Source organism: Bradyrhizobium embrapense (assembly GCF_001189235.2).
Lineage (GTDB): Bacteria > Pseudomonadota > Alphaproteobacteria > Rhizobiales > Xanthobacteraceae > Bradyrhizobium > Bradyrhizobium embrapense.
In genome coordinates, this window is sequence record NZ_LFIP02000006.1 from 26,346 (window position 1) to 47,045 (window position 20,700).

Here is a 20,700-nt window from a genome sequence, read left to right on the forward strand (position 1 = left end):
TCGAGCCGAACAGGACAGTTCGGATTCATCTGTCCCATGCTAGTGAGGCGAGCTTTCGGTAAGCTGACGAAACTCCCCTCTTCTGGTCACGGTTCACAATGAGGACAGACAAACGCGACGCCATAGCTTTAGGCTTGGTCAGCCTTGCGTTCCCGCACTAATACCTCGCTGTGAGCGCGGGGAACTCAGTGAAGATATGCTGGGCTTGTTCGATTAGCGGCGCGCTCAGCACCGGGGCAAACAGAACGAGCACCGCGACGACAACGAGGAGCTTGACTGTCAGTGGCAAGGTTTGATCCTGCAGCTGGGTTGCTGCCTGCACGATGCCGATACCCAATCCCGCCACGAGAGCTGCCAGGAGCGGCGGCAGAACCCAGATCATGAACAGGACAAGTGATCGGCTCACGTGGGTGAGGATGCTGGCTTCGTCCATCTCAACCTCCGGGCGTTGCGTAGCTTAACACCAATCCGTGCATGAGCCGCGACCAGCCGTCGATTGTGACGAACAGAAAGAGCTTGAAAGGAACGGATATCATTGTTGGTGACACCATCGACATGCCCATGGCCATCAGAATTGTCGTCACGATCAGGTCGATCGTGATGAACGGAAGATAGAGAAGGAAGCCAATCTCAAATGCACGCTTAAGTTCCGAGATCAAAAAGGACGGCACGAGAATTGCTAAATCATCGGCTGATGCGTTGCCGCGCATCTCATCCGACCAGATATGTTCCGTCGATGACAGGAAGAACGTGCGCTGTTCCTCAGTGGTGAACTTTTTGAGGTGGGCGCGCAGCGGCTCGCTGCCCTCCTTGGCGGCGATCACCCAGTCGTCGGCGGTCTGATAGCGAAGTTGCGGATCGGTCACGCGATTGTAAGTCTGCTCGAACACTGGAGCGCTTATAAACACGGTAAGAATCAATGCAGCGCCATACAGGACGATATTCGGCGGTATGGACTGAGTTCCGAGCGCGTTGCGAACCAGGAAGAGAACGACAGAAACCTTTATGAAGGCGGTCGTTGTGACGACTGCGAATGCCAGCAGGCCAAGGCCGACCGTCGCCGCGAGAAGCGCAAGGACGCTCGGTTGAATGTCAACCATTGACTGCCAACCTGCTACGTAGCCGGATCCCAAGCGCCTCACCGATGCGCACGATGTCGCCCCGGCCGATCAATTGACCGTTGGCTACAATATCGACTGGACCGTCCAGCGGCCGCCCAAGTTCGAACACGTATCCCTCGTTGATGCTTCTCAACGTACCCAGCGGGATAGGCAAGCGGCCGCATTCAAAGACAAGCGTGATCTCAACACTGTCGATGTCGGCTTCCGAGGGCAGGATTGCTTGTTCCGTTTGGGAGCGTATCGTCATATCTACATACCTTAGAGGATGGGGCTGCAGGCGGAATGGTCCGCGAAGGACAAGTCTGTCGTCTGCGGCCTGCGCCGGCGCCCACAACTTGTCCGCCGTGAGGATCAGCTGGCTATGGGCAAACGGAATGACGTCGGGCAGCAGTGCGTCGCCGGGCTGTGCTTGGCGAAGGAGCATGACAGGCGCCCGCAGCGAGCCGATCTCTCTCGCAATCACGACCGGCAATTCCGACGAAATCTTGCCTTGCTCTCGCGGTAATTGGCCAATCAACTCGCCCAACAAGCGGAACGCAGAAGGAATCAGACCGTCGAGAGGCGCGAACAAGAACAGGCGGGCTTTTCCTGCCAGCGCTCCGATGGCAACATCGAGCTCCAGATAGGGGCCTTTCGCCGTTGCGTCTTCGATGCGGATCAGCTGCACATTCGATGCGAGCACGTTCTCTAATCCAACGATCCAGGGTGCCAGCGCAAGCTCTAGAACGAGCGAGCAGGTTGGGTCGGAGGGTAAAGTAAGGCCCTGCTGGACTGTTGAAATCAGTGTCTCGACGAGAAGGCGAGGCAAGGACAAAACAGCTGTCTCACCTCCGGCCCGAAATACGCAGTCGACCATCGACATGGCATATGGCTCGGCCTGCCAAACAAGCCGGCTCACGCGGATGGATAGCGGCTTGTCGCCAAGGCGGCTCTGCAGGACGCTGCGCCGTGCGGAGATCTCGTTGACCCACGAGACCACTTCATGTGCCAGCTTCACCGCTGGCTGAAAGAGTGCGGGTTCAGCCACGGCACTTACCGACAGGTTGCACGGGCGCAGTTCGCGACGTCATAACTGAACCAACCATTAGAATGCCCCGCCGATCGTCTGGCTGCGCGAACCACCCTGATATCGGAGCAAAACTTCATCGTCGGCGTCGATTTCGGCCGCAGACTCCGAACGGACGGCGGTCGCGCGCTGGATATTTCCCTCAATCTCTTGCCATTTCTGGCTCGCCGCCGAACGCCCGGCCCATAGTGCCCGCGCTTCATTCACCGCCCGCTGGGTCTCCTCGTGCGCGATGCGTGCCTGCACAAGCGCCTGACGCGCCGATTCGACCTTTGCTGCCAGTCGCCCAAGGACGAGATGACATCGTCGATCGAGTTCGGTCACGGACGTTGTCTCGAGCTGCGCCAGTTCCCAATAAAGTTCAGCTTCGACCTTGGCGCGATGCTTCTGCGTGGCTTCAAGATCCTCAGACGCCCGCTGCAGCGCGTCGGCTGCAATTCGGCGCTTGTCTTCCAAGCTCGACAATTCACGAAGCGCGCTTCGTTCCCTCATGTCTTTCACCAGCCGCAATTTCGACGCTTGCACGGGATTCAGGCCGTGAGACGCGACATCCATGAAACGGTCTCCTCAAAGCTGGATGGCTCGTCCTGGCCCTGACGCAAGAATGCGCGCAGTTCCTCGATTGACTCGATTGCCCGATCAGTCAGTGGGTCGCTGCCGGGCTTGTATTCACCGACCTTGATCAGGAACTCAGCTTCATTGTAGCGCGAGAGCAGATCGCGGAAGACGGAGGCCGCCTTGCGATGTGGCGCGGAGGCGACCGCATCCATGACACGACTCCGGCTCGACAGCACGTCGATAGCGGGAAAATGCTCGCGCGAAGCCAGTGCGCGCGAAAGAATGATATGACCATCGAGAATGCCGCGCGACTCTTCGGCGATCGGATCGCCCGTACCGTCACCTTCGACAAGCACTGTATAGAATGCCGTGATGGAGCCCCGCTCCCCCATACCGGCACGTTCCAACAGACCGGGCAGCAGCGCAAAGACGGAAGGAGGAAAGCCGCGCCGGGTCGGAGGTTCTCCCGCGGCGAGGCCGATTTCGCGCATGGCACGGCTAAAGCGCGTCAGCGAGTCCATCATTAGGACGACCTGCAGTCCTTGATCACGAAAATACTCCGCGAGTGCGGTCGCCATATGAGCGCACTGCGCCCGCTCCATTGCGGATCGATCGGATGTCTCAACGACAACGATCGTGCGCGCAATAGCATCTCCAAGATGACGCTCAATGAATTCACGCACCTCACGGCCGCGCTCTCCTATGAGTGCAACTACGGTGACATCAGCGGCCGCCCCTTTTACAATTTGCGACATCAGCGTCGACTTACCGCACCCAGCATCTCCATAGATTCCGATCCGCTGACCTTCGCCACACGTCAGAAGCCCATCCAACACGCGAACGCCGAGAGGAAATGGTTGCTCGATGCTACGCCGCTTCATCGGGTTGGGTGCCCTGCCGCGGAGCGGACAAGCATGGACCGTCTTTATGGGCCCCTTGCCATCGAGTGGACGGCCGAAGCTGTCGATCACGCGACCGAGCAGGCCGGGCCCGACTGACACTTCCTGCATGCGCCCGGTTGGGACCACTTCCGCGCGGTGTGACAGGCCCACCATATCGCCGATAGGCGTCAGCAGAACCCCATCCGGCAACAAACCGATGACTTCGGCCTCAAGCGCCCATCCGGATGCGTGATCCTGCAACAGGCAAAGTTCTCCGACACGGGCCCCTGGTAATACGGCATGAAGTAACGTGCCGATCGCCCGCGTGATCCGTCCCCGCACAGCACGCGTATCGACGTCCTTTGCTGCGGACCTTACCGATGCCAGCGCCGCATGCAAATCTGCTTCTCCGGCCGCTTGATCATGGTCTGATCGTTGCATCGTCACGATTCGCCTTCCTGAGAGGACGGATCAAGCCTGAGACGTAATTTGCGGAGCTGTGCGGCAAGCCCTAAATCCACATTGCCGAACTCGCTCCACAGAACGCACTGGTCAGGCCCCATAGCCGGGTCCGGATCAATTCTGACTCTCGGCCGACCATCCGTCCCGTCGAACGCCTGGAATTCATGTCTTAGTGCATCAGCGTTCACAGGAGACACGTGAAGGCATACTTCTGCGCTGCCATATCTTTGCTCGACGGCGTGACGAACGGTTCTTACCAGCATCTCGCCGGGATCAAAGGAGCCCAGCAGGTCGGTCAATATCTCAAGGACGAGCTGTGGCAACTCCTGCTGCAGAACGGCTTTTCGCCGAGCCACATCGGAAGCAGCTCGGGCGATCAGCTGTGCCATTTCGTCCGATCCTGACCTAAGACCCTCGCTGTGGCCGCGCTCCCGCTCTTGCTGATAGGCTTTCCTTGCCCAACTGCGGACCTGCCGCAGATAGCGGTCGGCCAGCGCACGCGTCTGCACCGCATCGTACCAGATGCCCAGTTCCGCGGCTGGTATGAGTGGACCAAGCGGCCGTATCCGTGGGCTATTTGGCCGGGCTATTTCATCGGCCGTCATACCGCTGGCGCCTCGCTGGCCAAGTGGGCTACCACCGAAGACAGCAAACGACTCGCTGCGTTGTGGTGTTCGGCTCCTGGGGATTCGGCGGCGGTCCCCACAGGTAAACGGAAAAGGACCCGCACACGGTCAAGCTCTGATGCGTCCTTGAGCCAGGCACCAAGGCACGCATGTCCGTCATGTTCAATCTGGCTCGATAGTTTATGCGGATCGACAATCGATGTGGTCGCGACCGCGCCAGATAAGTGTCGGATTGAGAACGCATGCGCTTCCGCACCAATATTTTCGATCAGAATCGCCACATCATGCTTTGACACAAGCTTCAGCACCGAGCGGGCGTGCCAGATACTGCCAGCGAGCAGGGCCGCCCGACGCGGATCATGCCCGAGCAGAACGTCCCTGCCCCAGTCAGTTCCGTTCGAGGCCTCCTCACTTTTCAGCAGCAATTCGGCCAGTCTTTGCTGCAGCCTCGGAGTCTTCTGCAACTGCTGTACTGTGGCCTCCGACAGGAGCCCATCAAGATGGCCGGCCAAACGGCTGGGATGGATCACGGCGGCAAGCTCACGCAGGCGATCGGAATGCGCGTTGAGCAAATGATTTTGGTCGGGGGATACCATCGATACGGACCTGAATGCCTACCTACTTCGCATCGGAGGGGAGCTTTTTGCCAACGGACTGGACCGATGGCTTGCTTGCACCACTGCCGCGATTCATCAGCTTGCGCCAGGATTGGCGAAGTCGGCCACCACGTACGCTCAGCAGTACGCAAGATAGGATGCCCAATACACCGAGCGCACCTCCTGCGCCGATCGCAATGGGAGCCGAGACGAACCTGGTTGACTCTTGCGAAGCTGCCGCCGGCGCAACCGAGACCTCATGCTGAGTCCGCTCAACGGGCACGAACACGACCGCCACCTTGTCGTATGATAGACCTTCGATGCTGTTGGCGACGAGCATCTTTATCTGCGGCAGCAAGGCTGACAGCTTCGCGTTGGAAGCATGCCGAATGAAAACCGACGCCGAGGACGGGGTTGCATCCTGCCGCAAAAGATCATTCTTCGGCAGAACGACATGAACACGGGCGGAGAGAACCCCATCAATATCGTTGATCGTGCGCGACAATTCTTCGCTGAGAGCATAGACGTAGCGGGCCCGCTCCTCGACCGGAGAGGCAACAAGCCCCGACCCCTTGAACACCTCGCCAAGGCTCTTGAAGGGCTGGCGCGGCAAGCCCTGGTCATTTAGCAACTCGATGGAATAGGCGAGCTGCTTTTCTTCCACCTGAATGGTGCTCGTCCCATCCTTGCCGATAACCCGGATGGCATCGACACCCCTGCTCAGCAGCAGCCCAAGCATCTCGTTGGCGTCACGCTCCTGAACTTTGGTATACAGATCGGTTTTGCAACCGGTGAGCATCGGTAAAAGCAGCAGCAGAACAAGAGCATGAAGCCGCTTGCTCGCGGGCCGACCGTTACCGATCTTGCCTTTCGTCAAGACAGCCAACGGCTCGCTCAGCCTGCCGATAGAAGCTTATTCAGAGATGAACTGACGGCACCTGTCCCTTTGGAGATGAGCGAAACCTGGACAACACCGTTGTAAACATCGCGCAAATTCGTCAGCGCCGAATCGAAATGATCCGCGCCTTCCGGCTTGCCCGCCGAATGCACCTCGACTTGCTGCGGCCACAGGAGCGGTTGCGCGGCCGGCCCAAGCTGGACACTCTTTGCGGGCTCAGGGTCGCCGACGAGCGTCGGCGAAACTGCACCTCCAGGAAATGGTTTGCCCTGGTGGATAGCAGAAATGCCCTGAAGGACGCGATCGCCAAGCGGGCTCGCCGGCGTGACTGCGCGCTGCACTTCCGGCACCAATGACACCGGCGCGCGCTCGGTCACTGAAGAGATCCCCCCCTGTTTCAAGGCGGCCTGCGCGAGACTCTCGTGAAACTGAGCGTGTGCCAGCGAACAGCCGCTGGAGGCACACTCGACGGGGTTGGCGGAGACCGTCGCAATTCCAAGCCACATGGGAGAAATCATTTCTGTCACGTTGTGAGATTAGCCATTCGCTCGCATGAATGGGCTGGCACCCTAGAGAGGCAAGCTGACCAAAAGCTGACGAGCACCTGTCATCGAATGATCACGGTTGGCCTCCAATTTCCGGCGAAGCGTCGGCCTCCAAATTTTGGGACGAATTCCAGTGCTTAGTCTCAAGTAGAAGAAAATCGCAGAACTGCTCATCTCGTCTACAAGGCTGCATATCTTGAAGAAAGTTCTCTATGTTGGTGTTTTCATTTGCTTGGGCGCCATCAAGGCGCTCGGCGCCCCGCTGGCGTTGCCGTCGACGCCGTATAGTTACACAGTGCTGGATCAGGACCTCGCGGCCGCGCTGCAGGAGTTCGGCAACAACCTCAATATCAGAGTCGATATCAGCACCGGGGTGAAGGGACGAATTCGCGGGCGAATGCCGGATCTCCCACCGCGCGAGTTCCTCGAACGGTTGACCAATCTCTACAATCTTCAGTGGTACTACGATGGGCTGGTGCTCTACGTATCTGACGCGCATGAGGTGCAAAGCCGCCTTCTGGTCTTGAGTCCGATCAGCTTTGACGCATTCAAGGCAGCGCTCGACGCACTCAACATCTCGGACGACCGCTACCTCGTGAGAGCCGTACCGGGAGATGGCCTCGTCTTCGCGTCCGGTCCGCCTCGCTTTATCGCGCTTGTGGAGCAGACACTCAAAGGACTGGTGGCGGAGGCACAAGCGCGACGAAACCCGCATGGAGCCGAACAGCCACCGCATGAGTCGGTTTTGATGCTATTTCGCGGATCTTCCAGCGTGGTCGTTCGCGAAGGACGCCCCAATGACGTTCCTTCGCCCGCACTATCACATCAAGACGGCGCGGTTCACGCACCTGATACCGGTAAGAAATGAACGGATGATAACAGACAGGTTGGGAAGAGGTCTAATTTCTACTTATGCCCTCTGTCAGCTTTTCGAAAGCCGGTGCTGTTATGATTAGAGGGCGGCCGTCCAGCGGCGATGCCGCAGGCCAGGCAATAAACGTCCGGGCCCGCACCACGGGACGCGCGAGCCGGATCCGGGCAAGCAGTATCCGTGACCTGCTTTGCAGCCTTAGCGCTTCATGCGAAGCCTTTGAGATGCTCTACGAAGTCCGTCATGGACTTCGTCGCGTCGGTTGAGAGCCGTTTTGTTGTGCAAAAGGAGAAACAGGATGGACTTCAATGCGCTAAGCGGAGCAGACAAGAGCCCACCACCCCCACTCGGCCTCATCGCCCGCCGATCGAAGTGAGTTTGAGCGTGAGCTGATGGCGTTGCATGAGATGCCGAATACAACCAGGACCTGATTTGGCAGGAGCTGGGAGGCCAATCATCGCGCTGCGAGCCGTCATTGATCGACCGCGAGCGGTCCAATTCCCAACAAGCGGCCGCTCAAGATCGCGCGGAAGCCTCCGATTTCGGCAACGACCCTGTTTGGTAAGATCTTGCGCCTGGACTCCTACGAGTGGGGTCGCCTCACCCAGGACCGGTCCAAGCGGGACCCGCGTTGCCTGCACGCGGCGCGCCGCCGGAACTTGGCGATTTCGTCATGGCGAACGGATATTTCGCCAGGGACAACCCGTCTTCATCGGCCAAACAGCTACGCCTGCTCAGATCGAGATGCTGAGAGGCCGTGACGTCATGCCGAGCAGAAATGTCCGGAGTACAACGTTCACCATCCTGGTGTGTGCCTCACACCGCGCAATGGCGAGCAGAAGGGCTCATTCGTCTCGAACCGTCGCTGGACGCCGCCTTTGAGCCTGCTGGTTCGGACGAACACTCGCCAGGTGACCAAGCATCCGAGATCCGAGGCGTCCGCAGTACCATGCGCCGCTCAACTTTTGGGCGATGGATCAATTCGTGCGTCCACCCCGGCAATCTGATCCGATCATGCTGCATCGTCCCGATCGGGCAGATGCCAACACATTTTTTTGACACACAGGCGCGAGCTGGCTGAGCGCTGGTGAGTTGCCGAGCGATGCTGCGGAAGCGGGGATGTGTTGCATCAATCAGCACACGCGAGTCCTGCGAAGAGCGGCAGACTCGTTGACCTGGCTGTCGCAGAGGCGAGCGACCGAGCACCCATGCAAGCTGATGCTGAATTGAGGACACGTCGTCGCCTTGAGCGACGCCATTTCGCAACTCATTGTGAAATCATTTGAGCGCCGTCAGCTTCTCGAAAGCTAATCGCTCCTACCATACGGCGTGAATATCTAGACGGCGATATGCCTATAGATTGTAGCCAAACTGAGCGCTGGGAGCGCTGTGCAATCGGAAGCAAGCGGTAGGAGCCGTTGAGCGCTATTGACATTGCTTGCTCGTTGTTCGCCGCGATCTCAGGCTGCGCCACATGGCCAGCTTGTGGTGCGATCTCAAATCAGAGGACGTATGATGTCAGTCAACAATCTGCCGCTAACCACCAGCTCGAATTTGGCTTTGTCGGGGCTAGCTTCCGGGCCCTCGCCGGCGCGTGACTTTTCAAGCTTCGAGGCGGTGCTGGTCAGTTTGTCGTTGAAGGGCACGACTGACGAGCATTCCCCACCACAGGGTCCGGCGACCGAGGACTCGGCCAAGCAACTGACGGAGGAACTCACGCAAGAGGTGCGGAACATCATCCCGCCGGAGATTAAGGCCGCACTGGACGCATGTCAGGAGACCCCCGAGCCGTCCTCTGAGGAAGCCTCCTCCGCTGCGAGCGCCCCAAAGATTGCAGAAGCCCCCGTACAAAGCTCCAGACTCACGTGGAACAGCGGCACCCCGACTGAGGCCGAGCTGCAGATTGTGTCGGTGCTGATCCGACACAAGGACAAATGCCCGCTGGATTGGAAATCTCTGGGAGATTTGGCCAACGATCCCTCCACACCGCCGGATCTAAAGGCGGCGATCGAGGCACTGCAGCGAGACCCCGAGCTCTTCTACGCGATAGGTTCGCAAGGCGACGGCCGCTGCGGCGGTAAGATCAAAGCGGGTGATCTCTCCGGCTTCTCCGATCACCACCCGCAAGTTGCTGAGTTCCAGGAGCAGCGGGCAAAGAACTATACGCAAAACTATATCCCCTCCGACGGCAGCGGCAATGGCGAGCCATCGGTTATGATGCTGACCGATGCATTGCGCGAGCTCTATCGCTATTCCGACAACCTGCCCAAGAACCTAAGCCTTTCGGATTTCAAGCAGATCGTCGACGGCGTAGCCAAGACGGGCAAATGCCCGCCGCAGGTTCTCGCGGCTGCTCAATACTTCCTCGACCATCCGAATGAATGGAAGCAGTTGTATGGCGGCTCGATAGACAAGGTCCACAAAGAGGACTTCCTGCAGGTTGCTTCATCATCGGTGAATCTCACAAAAGCCGAGCTCGATACGCTCGACACGATCAGCAAGAACCAAAGCGCCTTTTTCGGGAAGGGCGACCTGACGCGGGAAAAGCTGGCGAGCATGGCCGACGACAAGAGCCTCGCGCCCGAGGTGCGAAAGGCCGCATCCCAGCTGCTGTCCGACCCTGTGCTGTTCGGGTTGATGAACAACGCGATTACGGGCTACAAAACCCACCACAAGTTCTTCGACTTCGGCGGCGGCCATACGGTCGATTCCGGTAATATCAGCAAGAGCGACTTCAACCAGTTCTTCAACAACATGTCCTGTGCGAACCGCACCGTTCAACATGTGAAGACGCATACCGCCCAAACGGCCGCCGACAAGGACGCGGTCGCGGACATGACGATGGGCGTGGCAGACCAACCCGACGTCAAGTCTCCCAAAAAGAACGGTGGCGCCTTCATGCACGCAATCAATGACGTGCTCAAGGTTGGCTCTAAGGTACTCGACTGGGCTGCGACAGCGGTCGGTGTGCTTAGCTTCATTCCAGGCTTGGGCGAATTGGCCGATCTGGCGTCAATGGTGCTCGAAGCCGAAGCGCAAGCTGCAAATCTTCTTCACACCGCCATCAGCGGTGGCAACATAAAGCAAGCGCTCGAAGAAGCCGGCCTGGGCCTTGCGGCACAGGCGGTAGGCTGCATCGGCGGCCCTGAGGTCAAATTGGCAATGCGAGAAGGCTTGGTGAAGCAGGCAATTCAAGAAGCGGCCACGGCGGGGGTCAACCTCCCGGTTTCGGTAGCCCAGTCCTACGCGGAGGACTACCTGAACAACTTGAAGGCTCGCATCGAGTCCGAGCGCATGCAAGCTGCGGGCGCTAACGCCTAGTCGGATCACACTATCCGTCAAAATAAGGCTGAAAACGCTGGTCGAGCTTGTGCGGCTTACGCGCGGTCGGGTCTCCCTGTCGAGCAGTCGGTCGCGCAAGCTCTACCATCCTCGATGCCGCGCGCCGGATCCGAGGAACTTGCTCGCTCTTCACTGCTCACAATTTATGTAGGCCGCGCCCGATCGCGCGAGGGCCGACCTCAAATCCAGTCTGCCGCTGCGAAGGTCAATCGGCTGCAAATGCAGCCCAGCAAGAAGGTCGATGCATTAAAGCGGCGCGACAGAACCGGTCAGAAGTGCGGAGCCTGCCGGCTTGCGCAAGGATCAGGAGCATGCTGATCGCAGAGCGCCAGGGCGAAGGACCCCTTTTCGAGCGGCAGGCTGCTGTTCGCTCTCGTGAAGGCGGACCCCGATTGACGGATCCTTCATGAGCCCTCCAGGACCGGGGGATCATCCTTGACCGCTGACTCGCCGTCAATCTCGCTTTCTACCCCGCTCCAAACCAGGTCAAGCTCCGTCCCGCTGCGCCCGGCCGCAAGAAAATTGTCGAAAGGCCCCGCGGGCATCGAAAGCGACGTCAGCCCGGGACTGCAGCGCAGTCGACTTCAAAACGCGATCTATTAATAGTCGCGTTAACATCCGCCTGCTGAAGCTTTCGACTTGATGAGCAGCGATCCGACGCGATCGAGCTCTACAAACGAAGGTTTGTCCTGGTACATACCATCTGATCTGCAGCTTTCGCAGATCCAGCATCGGCCCATTGCATTTTATAGACCTCGTCAGCTTCTCGAAAGCTAACGTTTGCACATTGGTGGGCGGAGACTGCCTCCATTGGCACAATTGAATTGACATAGGAGAACCCGATGCGCGTTACAAGCTCCAGCCCCACTGGGCACGTTGATGCCGACCTCCATGCGGCTGGCGGCAAAAGCAGCGGCAAAAACGGATCTCATAAACCTGACGAGCGCGATGATCATGGCCGATCGCCAGACGCGAACATTCCCGTAAACGGCGGCGCGTCCACTCCAAGCGGAACCTCACGAGAAGCCGCTATGCAGCAAGCATTCAACGTCGCTCTCGGAGCTGCTGCTCTACAGATTGCAAATAGTGCAATGAGTCGTTTCCACGACGTCATGGCCGAAACAGAAGAGGATTCCTGACGTCGCATGTTGCGGCATCAGGAAAATAAGAGCCGCACGTTGCGGCGAAATTCGAGCACACAGGAGAACTATTATGAGTAATGGCGTTGGTGCGTCTCATACCTCGACGGCAGGTGGTGCAATTGGCACCGCTACTGCTGCCGCTGGCTCCACGGCGGCTGAAGTTGCCGGCGAGGCGGCATTCAACCGGCAAATGGCCGCTCTGACTGCCCAAAGCACTAAGGCTACTGAGAGGGATGTGGAACTTCGCGTCGTCTCGACCGAGCTCTCGACCGTCAAGAAAGTAGCCGACGAGCGGGTGCAGTAAGGGATGAGGCGGGGCGATGTACGTCGCCCAGTTTCCCGGGCTGCCTAGTCCGTGAAGTCGCAACGGGCCGTACGGTTCTGCCGTACGGTTCCGTTCGCTGTTCAGGAGAGCGACCGTGAATGAACCACATTGCCAGCGCTTCGAAGTGCTGCTGGGGTGCTATTCTGGGCTGACAGGCACAGTGGGGGTCGGATCGTGTCTGATCGGCAGCAGCTTCGATGCTGATTTAATCTTTGTCGAGCAAGGCCTCGAGCCGCACCATCTTCGTGTCACGCCGCATTTCAACTCGATCGAGATCGAGGCATTGGCGAGCGACGTTCGTGTCGAGGGGCGTGAGACTGTTTTGCCAAACACGCCCATCATTGTCCCTCTTCCTGCCGTCCTTCATGCCGGAGAAATGTCGATCCGGTGGTCTATCGAGGGTCTCGAAAAAGCTGGCTCTATCGATCGTCGGCGTGTATCGCTCGCCGGACTCGCCATGGTCGTTATCAGCTTTGCCGCGGTTGGCACATTCTCGACCAGTTTTGTCCAGACCGACACGGCTGCAGTGCCAAGTTCGCCTCCTGCCGCGGACGTTTCACCCAAGCTGGCGCTCAGCGCTCCTGATGCTCCGGCCACCGATACAACTGCGGAGCTGCTACAAGAGGAAGTTGACAGAGCAGGCCTTGTCGGCATCAAAGTTGGCTCCGCGCCCGGCGTTGTCACCGCCGACGGCAGCGTTACGCCCGCTGGACTTGCCACTTGGCAGAACATCCAGCAACGGTTGGATCGCGATAGCAACGGCGCTTATACGCTCGTCAATGCAGTCGTCGTCAAGGATGAGAAGACACCCTCTGCGATTGGGATCCAGGCTGTGTGGCGCGGCAGCGACCCTTATATCGTCATTGCTGGTCAAAAATACTTTGTGGGCGCGCTTTTGAGCAATGGATGGACCGTCAACGGAATTGAGGAAGGGCGTGTGTTGCTGAGCCGGAATGGCCGGCTTGCCGCTCTGTCCTATTAGCCTTTCAGGACGCAGGTAAGGAAGCAAACTGCCATGACTAGGCTGCCCCCGAATCCCGTCGAGTCTGGCACCTCTTTTCAGGGACCAAACGTTGATCATCATGCATCTGGCATCACGCCGGGCAGTTCTCGAGCAAGGTCCATCGGGATTGACCGGACGCGTGGCAATGATGACAAGAGCCGCAGCGCACTTCGCCGGCATAGTGAGGCGCCGGATCACTTGGTTGAAGCCACGATCGATAGCGCGCTCGAACTCAGCTCGATCAATGCGATTTCGCGCGTCAATCTCGACGAGGCTCGCGCCAAGCCAGGTCAGATTGAGCCAGGCTCGGAACTCGCTTGGCTTAACGGGCCTAATCTCGCGCATAGCCTGCTCTCGTTCGTGACGCCGCGCCTACGTCATTCGCACGTTCTGCGTCCCGAACAACACGGCCCTCTTTTGGAGCGTTTAGCCAATACGCTATCTGCTGCCCCGGAGGACTTGGTGGCACGTGAAGGAGCCGCCCTTCTGCAGCTGGAGCTGCAGCGGCTAATCTTGCTCCGGCAGAGCCACAACGGCTTGATCAAAGGCTAGCGATGGCCGATCCAGACAAATTGCAATACGCCGCATCTACACAGCCGTCAAACGTTTCCGAAGCCGATGCTCTCGAGCTGGTCACTGGTCCGGAGCGAGATTTGCTCTGCGTGCTTTCTTATATTTATCTATCGTGCGGGCAAAGCGCAAAGAGCCTGGCTCTGTTGCGGCTGGTTGCTCACGAACAGTCTCGAGACATCGGCCTGCTGCGGATCCTGGCCTATGCTCTCATCTCGGAGCGTCGCGGTGACGAAGCACTGTCGGTATTGGATCGGCTTGACCAACTAGATGACGAGCCATCCTCATCTATGCCCTTGATGCTAATGCGCAGCCACGCCCTACGCCACGCCGGCCGCATGACCGAAGCGCAGGCCACCTTCAAGCGTTATGTCTCATTGCGGGGCAACACTGCTGCAGCTAGGCAACAATAAGGCTTTTCATGGCCAACGTTTTACGAAATCTCATCACGCGCGCGCCCGCGCACCCGGATTTGATGGTCGCGCTGATGCTTCTTCTAGCGATCGGAATGATGATCATGCCGATCCCGATCGTCGTGATCGATATGCTGATCGGCTTCAATCTGGGCTTTGCCATATTGCTGCTGATGGTCGCCCTGTATCTCAACACGCCACTCGACTTTTCGTCGCTGCCGGGCGTCATCCTGATATCCACAGTTTTTCGCCTCGCCCTTACCGTTGCAACGACGCGGCTGATCCTGTCCGAGGGTGACGCCGGCAGCATCATCCATACGTTCGGCGATTTCGTCATATCCGGCAACATCGCCGTCGGCATTGTCATATTCCTGATCGTAACCATGGTGCAATTCATGGTTCTCGCCAAGGGCGCCGAACGAGTGGCAGAGGTGTCGGCGCGCTTCACGCTTGATGCGCTCCCGGGCAAGCAAATGGCGATCGACGCGGAACTGCGCAACGGCCATATCGACCAGCATGAAGCCCGCAGCCGGCGCGGCGTGCTGGAGCGGGAAAGCCAGCTTCACGGCGCAATGGACGGCGCCATGAAATTCGTGAAGGGCGATGCCATCGCCGGACTCGTAGTCATTTGTATCAACATGCTAGGTGGCATCACGATCGGCTCGCTCTCCAGGGGCATGTCCCTTGAGGAGGCGATGCATCAATACACTATCCTGACAATCGGTGATGCGCTCATTTCGCAGATCCCAGCGCTGCTGCTGTCAATTACAGCCGCAACCATTGTCACTCGTGTCAACGGCCCTTCCAGACTCAATCTCGGCGCTGATATCGTCAACCAGCTTACGGCCAGCACCCAAGCGCTCCGGCTGGCTGCCTGCGTCCTGCTTGTGATGGGACTCGTTCCTGGCTTCCCTTTGCCCCCCTTTGTCATACTGGCCGCGCTCTTTTCCGCCGCCAGCTTTGTCAAGGTTGGCGTGCCAGAGAGCAAGACCGCTCCCGAGGCCGGCGTCAGTCCCACCGGTTCGGCTCCCGCGGCCACGCAGAGTCAGAAGCAAACCGTGCCGGCCGAAGCACTCCCGATTACGCTGTTGCTGGCGCCGAACCTCATGCAGGCAATGGACGTGGGGGAGCTCGGGCGGTGCGTCGCACGGGTTTCGGCACTGGTCTCAGCTGATCTGGGCATCACAATTCCACGAATTCCCGCTCAAAGCGCCAACCACCTGGCCCGATCGCAATTCAGTGTGGCCGTCGAGGGCGTGCCCGTAGAAGAGGGCGCTATTGATCCGACAAAGCTCTTGCTTGATGACGATGTGGCGAACATCGAATTGAGCGGCATCCCTTTCTGGCCCGATCCAGACACGAATCGGATCTGGATCGAACAGGGCCATGCGGCTGCTCTCAAGGCGGCCGGCATAGGGCATCACGGACCGAGCGAAATCATCGCCTTGCGCGTCCGGTCTACGCTGACGCGCTATGCACAGCGCTTGGTTGGCATTCAGGAAACGCGCCAGTTGCTTGGCCGGATGGAGCAGGAATATGCCGATCTGGTGAAGGAGGTGCTGCGCACGACACCGATTCCTCGGATCGCGGATGTCCTGCGTCGTCTGCTAGACGAGGGCATCCCCATCCGGAACACCCGCTTGGTTCTGGAAGCGCTTGCGGAATGGAGCGAACGGGAGCAAAACGCTGTACTGCTCACCGAATATGTGCGCTCTGTTCTGAAGCGGCAGATCTGTCACCGCTATGCCAACGCACATCGCGTTGTGGCTGCCTTTATCGTTGAGCGCGAGACTGAGGATATCGTGCGGGGTGCCGTGCGCGAGACCGCCGTCGGCCCGTACCTCGTTTTGGAGGACCGGCAAAGCGAAATGCTGCTCTCCCAATTTCGCCAGATCCATTCGAGCATCGCGCGCAGCAAAAACCAGCCAGTTATTCTGGGTTCGATGGATATCCGACGTTTCGTTCGCGGCTTTCTCACCCGCAACGGAATCGACCTACCTGTCCTTTCTTATCAAGACCTCGCCGCAGATTTCACGGTCCAGCCGATCGGATCCGTGAAGCTAGCACCTGCCAAGGACAAGAGCCCTTCGCCGGGCGGTCTCCTGAGCGCTGCGAGTTGAGACAGCACGAGCAGGCCATGAATTCAAGTGGAACCAAACGTCGGCGGCGCTTGTGCTTCGCTAGTCCAGGCCCATGGTCGATTCTGCCTGCGATCATCACTATTATGATGCTCACCGGTTGCGCGAGCCTGTCCGATCGTCGCCAGCAGTGGTCCACGTCAGACCTAGCAGACGCCAGAGAGTTTGATCCGGCCATGCGCGACCGCATCTCGCGCGCTCTCACTGATGCTGATGAGCAGAATCTACGCGCGGCCCTGGACCAACGACCGGACAACGTCAATGCGGCAATTTCTCTTGCGCGGGCCTTGTTGGCGCGAAACTCCTCAGATCAGGCACTTCAGGTGCTCAATGAGGTACTATTGGCAGCCCCCGGCGACCTGCGCGCATTGAATGCAAAGGGCGTCGTGCTCGACCAACAGGGGCGCCACGAGGAGGCGCAAGTGCTATACCGTCAAGGCCTCGCGATCGAGCCCACAAGTTCAATGTTGCGCAACAATCTCAAGCTGTCGGCTGCACTTGAAGGCAAGACGGGCAGCCGAAACTCCAATCAAGAGTTGCAAACTGGCGACCAGCACGCGTTAGCCAGATCGAGATCTCACAGCCAACAGCGGTAAATCGCAATGCCTACCATGTCGGTCGTCTGACCGACAGACAGCTGGATAATGATCTCGTGCAGAGATTACAGGGCACATTTGATTTCGAACGATGTTGTCGCGAGGAGCCCAACCTTATCGTGTACAATCGCGAGAGCCGAGTGCCCTCTCTTGGCTGGATGGCGTGAGCCCGACACGCGCTCGCTTCGATGGAGCAGGCCTCTACCCTCAATTAGAAGCCAATAGGTTCAAACCGATCTTTCACACGACTGCCTAACCAAGTCATCCAGCCACTATTCCATATCTTGAATTTACCCATTCTCGGGCAGCGGATCCTTGAATCGTCCGACCACTTCAACGAGGACACGCAGTCGAACAATTAAAATATCTCTCAAGCTCCGCAACTGCACGATCTTCCCAATCTGCAGCTTGCGCGAGCAATGAGCCCCCTTGGATTGGCCGAAATGCGGCAGCCTGCCGGCACAGAGACGCAATCGCGCGATAGCGGCGCACATTTTCCATAACGGCCAGTCCGATCATGTGAAGATATTTCCCCTGCGGTCCCAGGCGAGAACTTGCTGCATAACAGTTTTTGATCCGTTAGCGGCAAGGCCGAAAGGCGTGAATGGTTGGCAGATTCTTGCCGCCTTGACAGCCGAAGAACTTTTTTGAGGAGGACGTCTTCCATCAAGCGCGCCTCGGCGATGCCGGCCAAGGTCGCCATTGCTCCGCGTTTGCTCGGCAACAAACTCAGCCAGGCAAGAGCATAGATGACGAACAGGATCGAGCGCGCTTCTCGGCTTACACATCAATCAAGCGGCCTGCAATGCTGGTTGGCTTCTAATGTGAAGTCACAAGCGGCCAACGCGTTGTCAACCCCTTGATGAGGCCAAGGATTGGGATCGCCCCCGACGCAGTTTGACATCCCTTGGTGCCAGTCCGAGCCTCGGTCCCATGCCACGCGACAGGGCTAATTCTGCGCAGTCCAGGCTGACCGATCCCTAGCCCGAACCAGCGGCTCGCTGGAGCTCGGGACACTAAGCGTACCTGTCAGCATGACAGCCCCGCGGGGGCTGCACTCTCGACGTCAGCGCATCATCTTTCCCCTCCAATTGAGAGTCTGGTTTTCGATTTGCAGCCCTAGGCCACAAGTACCTGCTGCCTTTCCGGGCGGCGCTTCGGCCAAGGCAGACGTCTCCGATCTAGAATCAACTCGCCAAAGCATACAGGTGACGGTACGTGTAGTTTGCAGCAGACTGCTGTACGAGCGCACGATTTACGATGGCACGCTGGAGCGCTCGCACCGCGATTTGGGGCACTCAGATGATCACGCCTGTTCGGCGGCACTGGAGTCCAAAAGAACTATTCAATTCTCTTACGTCAAGGATGTTCAATGCTGAGCCGTCCGCTATTTGTGCGCGCTGGAACAAATTGTGGCCTGACCTATGCACGGTATATGACGCTCGGCACCTTAAATAAGAGTTAGCCGATCGAAACCTCATCGTTAGCGATGAAGCTGCGGCATTCTTCAATGCCTGGGCGATCGACGAGGAACGCCACACCGATCGCCTCATCGGCATCATTGAACTCGTCGCTAATGGGTCCGAAAAAGATCTTCGGAAGAAATTGGACGCTCGGTCGCACGATTTTGGTCCAATCGTTGAGCACCTGAAGGACGACTTCTTCCTCATGGTTATGATTGCATTTGATGAGATGTTCACTTGCCGTGCCTATGCGACAGATAAACCCTTCTATGACGCCCTCGGTAACAACACGTTTCATCACTGACTGAAGGAGGTGCCTGCTGCCGAGGCGGTTCACTCGATGAACGCCGTCGACGCTATCCGTGCGCGATACCCCCACCGCATTGGCCAAGTGGACTCAATCATCAACAATCCAATCCGCGCGACCGAACGTCTACGCTATTCCGGCATCTTCGTCCTCGACTACTTCGCCGGCAGCGTACTCTAGAGAACGCTCGCCGACTCTCGCATCCTGACCATGAGAAATATCGCCAGGCAATGTGTAGAGCAGAATGTTGACAGCGAGCCTATCGAAACTTGCGTCGACGCCACGTCGCCGCCCTTCCCCGTCAATTTCCGTTGCGCCAATCGACTCCAGCTTTTCGTTTGCGTTCGAGCGTTTCGCATTTCGGCGATCGCATCAGGAACGCCCGATCTTCTACAAGTCTGCCCAAGCTCTATAGATGCAGTTGCCGTCACGCATCGGACCGGCGCCCGGGCGATTTGCGTCGTCGCGGATTTACGAACTGACGAGACGCATCGAGCGAAAACGTCGTCACGCGTTTGGAGATGCTTGATCGGGCCAACCTATGTCGAACGAGCTAGATCCGCGACTGCTCTCCAGGCCGTGCAGCACCACCTGAATCGTGTTTACATCGATGCTACAAGCTGACGCTACGTAAGGTTCACGTCCTTCATGACGATCCAGCGATCGGTAGATAGAACGCTATCGCAACGATCATCAGGCTCACGGTTGATCCTTCGACGCCCGGCCTTCCGGTTACTCACGAACCTTACGTAAATCACGAGCAGGAGCGATTACTTACTACTCCCAGCGTGCGCCGCCGTCTCAGTCAGACCGCGCAACTCTGCTCGATGTTGAAAACGTTCATCAACCTGAGGAGCTCTCGCGTCAAAAATTCAATTACTCTTCTTTCTGCCATGTTCTCACCCAAAGCAGTGACGCGCCGATTGCGCACTTCGCGCGCGGCAAGAGCGAGTGCCTCAGGAGAATTCAATGGTGAAGCCAGTTGTGATTGTGGTGGGTGCAGACAAGGGAGGAGTCGGCAAGACGACCGTATCACGAACGCTGCTGGACTACTTCAGCGTCAACAACGTGCAAACACGCGCTTTCGATACGGAGTCTCCGCGGGGAACGCTGAAGCGCTTTTATCCCGAGATCACCGAGATCGTCGACATGACGACGACCGCGGACCAGATGAAGATTTTCGATACCCTGAACTCCGGGCTATCCGTCACCGTCATCGACGCTCGCGCCGGATTGCTGTCCTCAGCGCTAGCCTCCTTGCGCGACATCGGATTTCTGGATTCGGCGCGGTCCGGCCAGGTTACGTTTGCCGTATTCCACATTCTAGGATCGTCTATCGCTTCGCTCGACGAGATCGAGGAGACCGCTAACTTCATGAGCGGAGCAAAGTACTATCTGGTCAAGAACTTCATCAATGACACTCAGTTCTTCCAGTGGGACCAGTCGACCTATAACTCCTATTTTCACCGCATCAAACAGGCGACCGAGTTGACCATCCCGAAACTTAACGAGATGGCCTTTGAGCAGGTCGAAGTCGCATCCGTCCCGTTCGTAGATTTCGTCGCAAACAAGGGCCGCAACGATGAGCCCGCGAACAACTCCTTCGTGCTACGCGGTTATGTCCGGCACTGGCTTGCAAATGTCTGGAGCGAGTTTGATCGCATCAACTTGACGGAATTGGCCGGCGCCAAGTCTGCGACGCGGAGTGGCGAGAAGTAGTCGCATATTCTTGCGGGCCAAGAGAAGGCCGACATACGAAACGAGATTGATCTGCTGG

At 58.1% G+C, this 20,700-nt stretch carries 21 protein-coding genes; 10 read left to right on the plus strand and 11 right to left on the minus strand.

Annotated elements, in window-relative coordinates; genetic code table 11:
• Positions 1–157 precede the first annotated feature (157 nt).
• The 9 genes from AKN83_RS25705 to AKN83_RS25745 form a co-directional block, all read right to left on the minus strand.
• Positions 158–433, minus strand: coding sequence for an EscS/YscS/HrcS family type III secretion system export apparatus protein (locus AKN83_RS25705; protein ID WP_050403016.1), 276 nt, complete (start codon positions 431–433; stop codon positions 158–160).
• A 1-nt stretch (position 434) separates the two neighbouring features.
• Positions 435–1,100 carry a type III secretion system export apparatus subunit SctR gene (sctR, locus tag AKN83_RS25710; RefSeq protein ID WP_050403015.1) on the minus strand — a complete coding sequence of 222 codons (666 nt, stop codon included), beginning with the start codon at positions 1,098–1,100 and terminating at the stop codon, positions 435–437.
• A complete protein-coding gene (gene sctQ, locus AKN83_RS25715; RefSeq protein ID WP_050403013.1) occupies positions 1,093–2,148 on the minus strand; it encodes a type III secretion system cytoplasmic ring protein SctQ in 1,056 nt (351 codons plus the stop codon). Before sctQ ends, sctR begins: the two co-directional genes overlap by 8 nt.
• Positions 2,149–2,205: 57 nt before the next feature.
• Entirely contained in the window at positions 2,206–2,742 is a 537-nt protein-coding gene (locus AKN83_RS25720; RefSeq protein WP_050403012.1) for a hypothetical protein, read from the minus strand.
• Positions 2,718–4,073 (minus strand): type III secretion system ATPase SctN, encoded by a 1,356-nt coding sequence (gene sctN / locus AKN83_RS25725; RefSeq protein ID WP_050403011.1) that lies wholly within the window; start codon positions 4,071–4,073, stop codon positions 2,718–2,720. Before sctN ends, AKN83_RS25720 begins: the two co-directional genes overlap by 25 nt.
• Entirely contained in the window at positions 4,070–4,693 is a 624-nt protein-coding gene (gene sctL, locus AKN83_RS38540) for a type III secretion system stator protein SctL (protein ID WP_083992228.1), read from the minus strand. Before sctL ends, sctN begins: the two co-directional genes overlap by 4 nt.
• Positions 4,690–5,310, minus strand: coding sequence for a hypothetical protein (locus AKN83_RS25735; RefSeq protein WP_050403010.1), 621 nt, complete (start codon positions 5,308–5,310; stop codon positions 4,690–4,692). The genes sctL and AKN83_RS25735 overlap by 4 nt, the downstream gene beginning before the upstream one ends.
• A gap of 22 nt (positions 5,311–5,332) precedes the next feature.
• A complete protein-coding gene (gene sctJ, locus AKN83_RS25740) occupies positions 5,333–6,109 on the minus strand; it encodes a type III secretion system inner membrane ring lipoprotein SctJ (RefSeq protein ID WP_172803623.1) in 777 nt (258 codons plus the stop codon).
• A 95-nt stretch (positions 6,110–6,204) separates the two neighbouring features.
• Positions 6,205–6,726 (minus strand): nodulation protein NolB, encoded by a 522-nt coding sequence (locus AKN83_RS25745; protein ID WP_244486031.1) that lies wholly within the window; start codon positions 6,724–6,726, stop codon positions 6,205–6,207.
• A 223-nt stretch (positions 6,727–6,949) separates the two neighbouring features.
• On the opposite strand from AKN83_RS25745, the gene AKN83_RS25750 reads away from it, so the two are divergent.
• The 9 genes from AKN83_RS25750 to AKN83_RS25780 all read left to right on the plus strand — a co-directional run bounded on the left by AKN83_RS25750 (position 6,950) and on the right by AKN83_RS25780 (position 17,153).
• Positions 6,950–7,621 carry a secretin N-terminal domain-containing protein gene (locus AKN83_RS25750; RefSeq protein ID WP_050627256.1) on the plus strand — a complete coding sequence of 224 codons (672 nt, stop codon included), beginning with the start codon at positions 6,950–6,952 and terminating at the stop codon, positions 7,619–7,621.
• A 1,518-nt stretch (positions 7,622–9,139) separates the two neighbouring features.
• Positions 9,140–10,945 carry an HrpF/NolX family T3SS translocon protein gene (locus AKN83_RS25755; RefSeq protein ID WP_050403060.1) on the plus strand — a complete coding sequence of 602 codons (1,806 nt, stop codon included), beginning with the start codon at positions 9,140–9,142 and terminating at the stop codon, positions 10,943–10,945.
• An 863-nt stretch (positions 10,946–11,808) separates the two neighbouring features.
• Positions 11,809–12,105, plus strand: a complete 297-nt coding sequence (locus tag AKN83_RS39880; RefSeq protein ID WP_128089486.1) for a hypothetical protein — start codon at positions 11,809–11,811, stop codon at positions 12,103–12,105.
• Between the two features lie 73 nt (positions 12,106–12,178).
• Positions 12,179–12,412 (plus strand): hypothetical protein, encoded by a 234-nt coding sequence (locus AKN83_RS38545; protein ID WP_050403006.1) that lies wholly within the window; start codon positions 12,179–12,181, stop codon positions 12,410–12,412.
• 115 nt (positions 12,413–12,527) lie between these two features.
• On the plus strand, positions 12,528–13,415 hold the full coding sequence (locus AKN83_RS25760) for a SctD/MshK family protein (protein WP_050403005.1): 888 nt from the start codon (positions 12,528–12,530) through the stop codon (positions 13,413–13,415).
• Between the two features lie 33 nt (positions 13,416–13,448).
• Positions 13,449–13,988: a hypothetical protein gene (locus AKN83_RS25765; protein ID WP_050403004.1), complete on the plus strand. Its 540-nt coding sequence runs from the start codon at positions 13,449–13,451 to the stop codon at positions 13,986–13,988.
• A 2-nt stretch (positions 13,989–13,990) separates the two neighbouring features.
• Positions 13,991–14,419 (plus strand): type III secretion apparatus assembly chaperone SctY, encoded by a 429-nt coding sequence (gene sctY, locus AKN83_RS25770; RefSeq protein ID WP_050403003.1) that lies wholly within the window; start codon positions 13,991–13,993, stop codon positions 14,417–14,419.
• A gap of 8 nt (positions 14,420–14,427) precedes the next feature.
• A complete protein-coding gene (sctV, locus tag AKN83_RS25775; protein ID WP_050403002.1) occupies positions 14,428–16,539 on the plus strand; it encodes a type III secretion system export apparatus subunit SctV in 2,112 nt (703 codons plus the stop codon).
• A 17-nt stretch (positions 16,540–16,556) separates the two neighbouring features.
• Positions 16,557–17,153 (plus strand): tetratricopeptide repeat protein, encoded by a 597-nt coding sequence (locus tag AKN83_RS25780; protein ID WP_050403059.1) that lies wholly within the window; start codon positions 16,557–16,559, stop codon positions 17,151–17,153.
• A gap of 333 nt (positions 17,154–17,486) precedes the next feature.
• Here AKN83_RS25780 and AKN83_RS41330 read toward each other — a convergent pair whose 3' ends face one another.
• Together AKN83_RS41330 and AKN83_RS40935 are read right to left on the minus strand one after the other, a co-directional pair.
• The gene (locus AKN83_RS41330) at positions 17,487–17,672 is read right to left on the minus strand and encodes a hypothetical protein (RefSeq protein ID WP_083992230.1); all 186 of its coding nucleotides are present in this window, start codon (positions 17,670–17,672) and stop codon (positions 17,487–17,489) included.
• A 942-nt stretch (positions 17,673–18,614) separates the two neighbouring features.
• Positions 18,615–19,007, minus strand: a complete 393-nt coding sequence (locus tag AKN83_RS40935) for a hypothetical protein (protein ID WP_157113568.1) — start codon at positions 19,005–19,007, stop codon at positions 18,615–18,617.
• An 885-nt stretch (positions 19,008–19,892) separates the two neighbouring features.
• Here AKN83_RS40935 and AKN83_RS25790 point away from each other — a divergent pair.
• Positions 19,893–20,642, plus strand: coding sequence for a P-loop NTPase family protein (locus tag AKN83_RS25790; protein ID WP_050402998.1), 750 nt, complete (start codon positions 19,893–19,895; stop codon positions 20,640–20,642).
• The last annotated feature ends 58 nt before the right edge of the window (positions 20,643–20,700 follow it).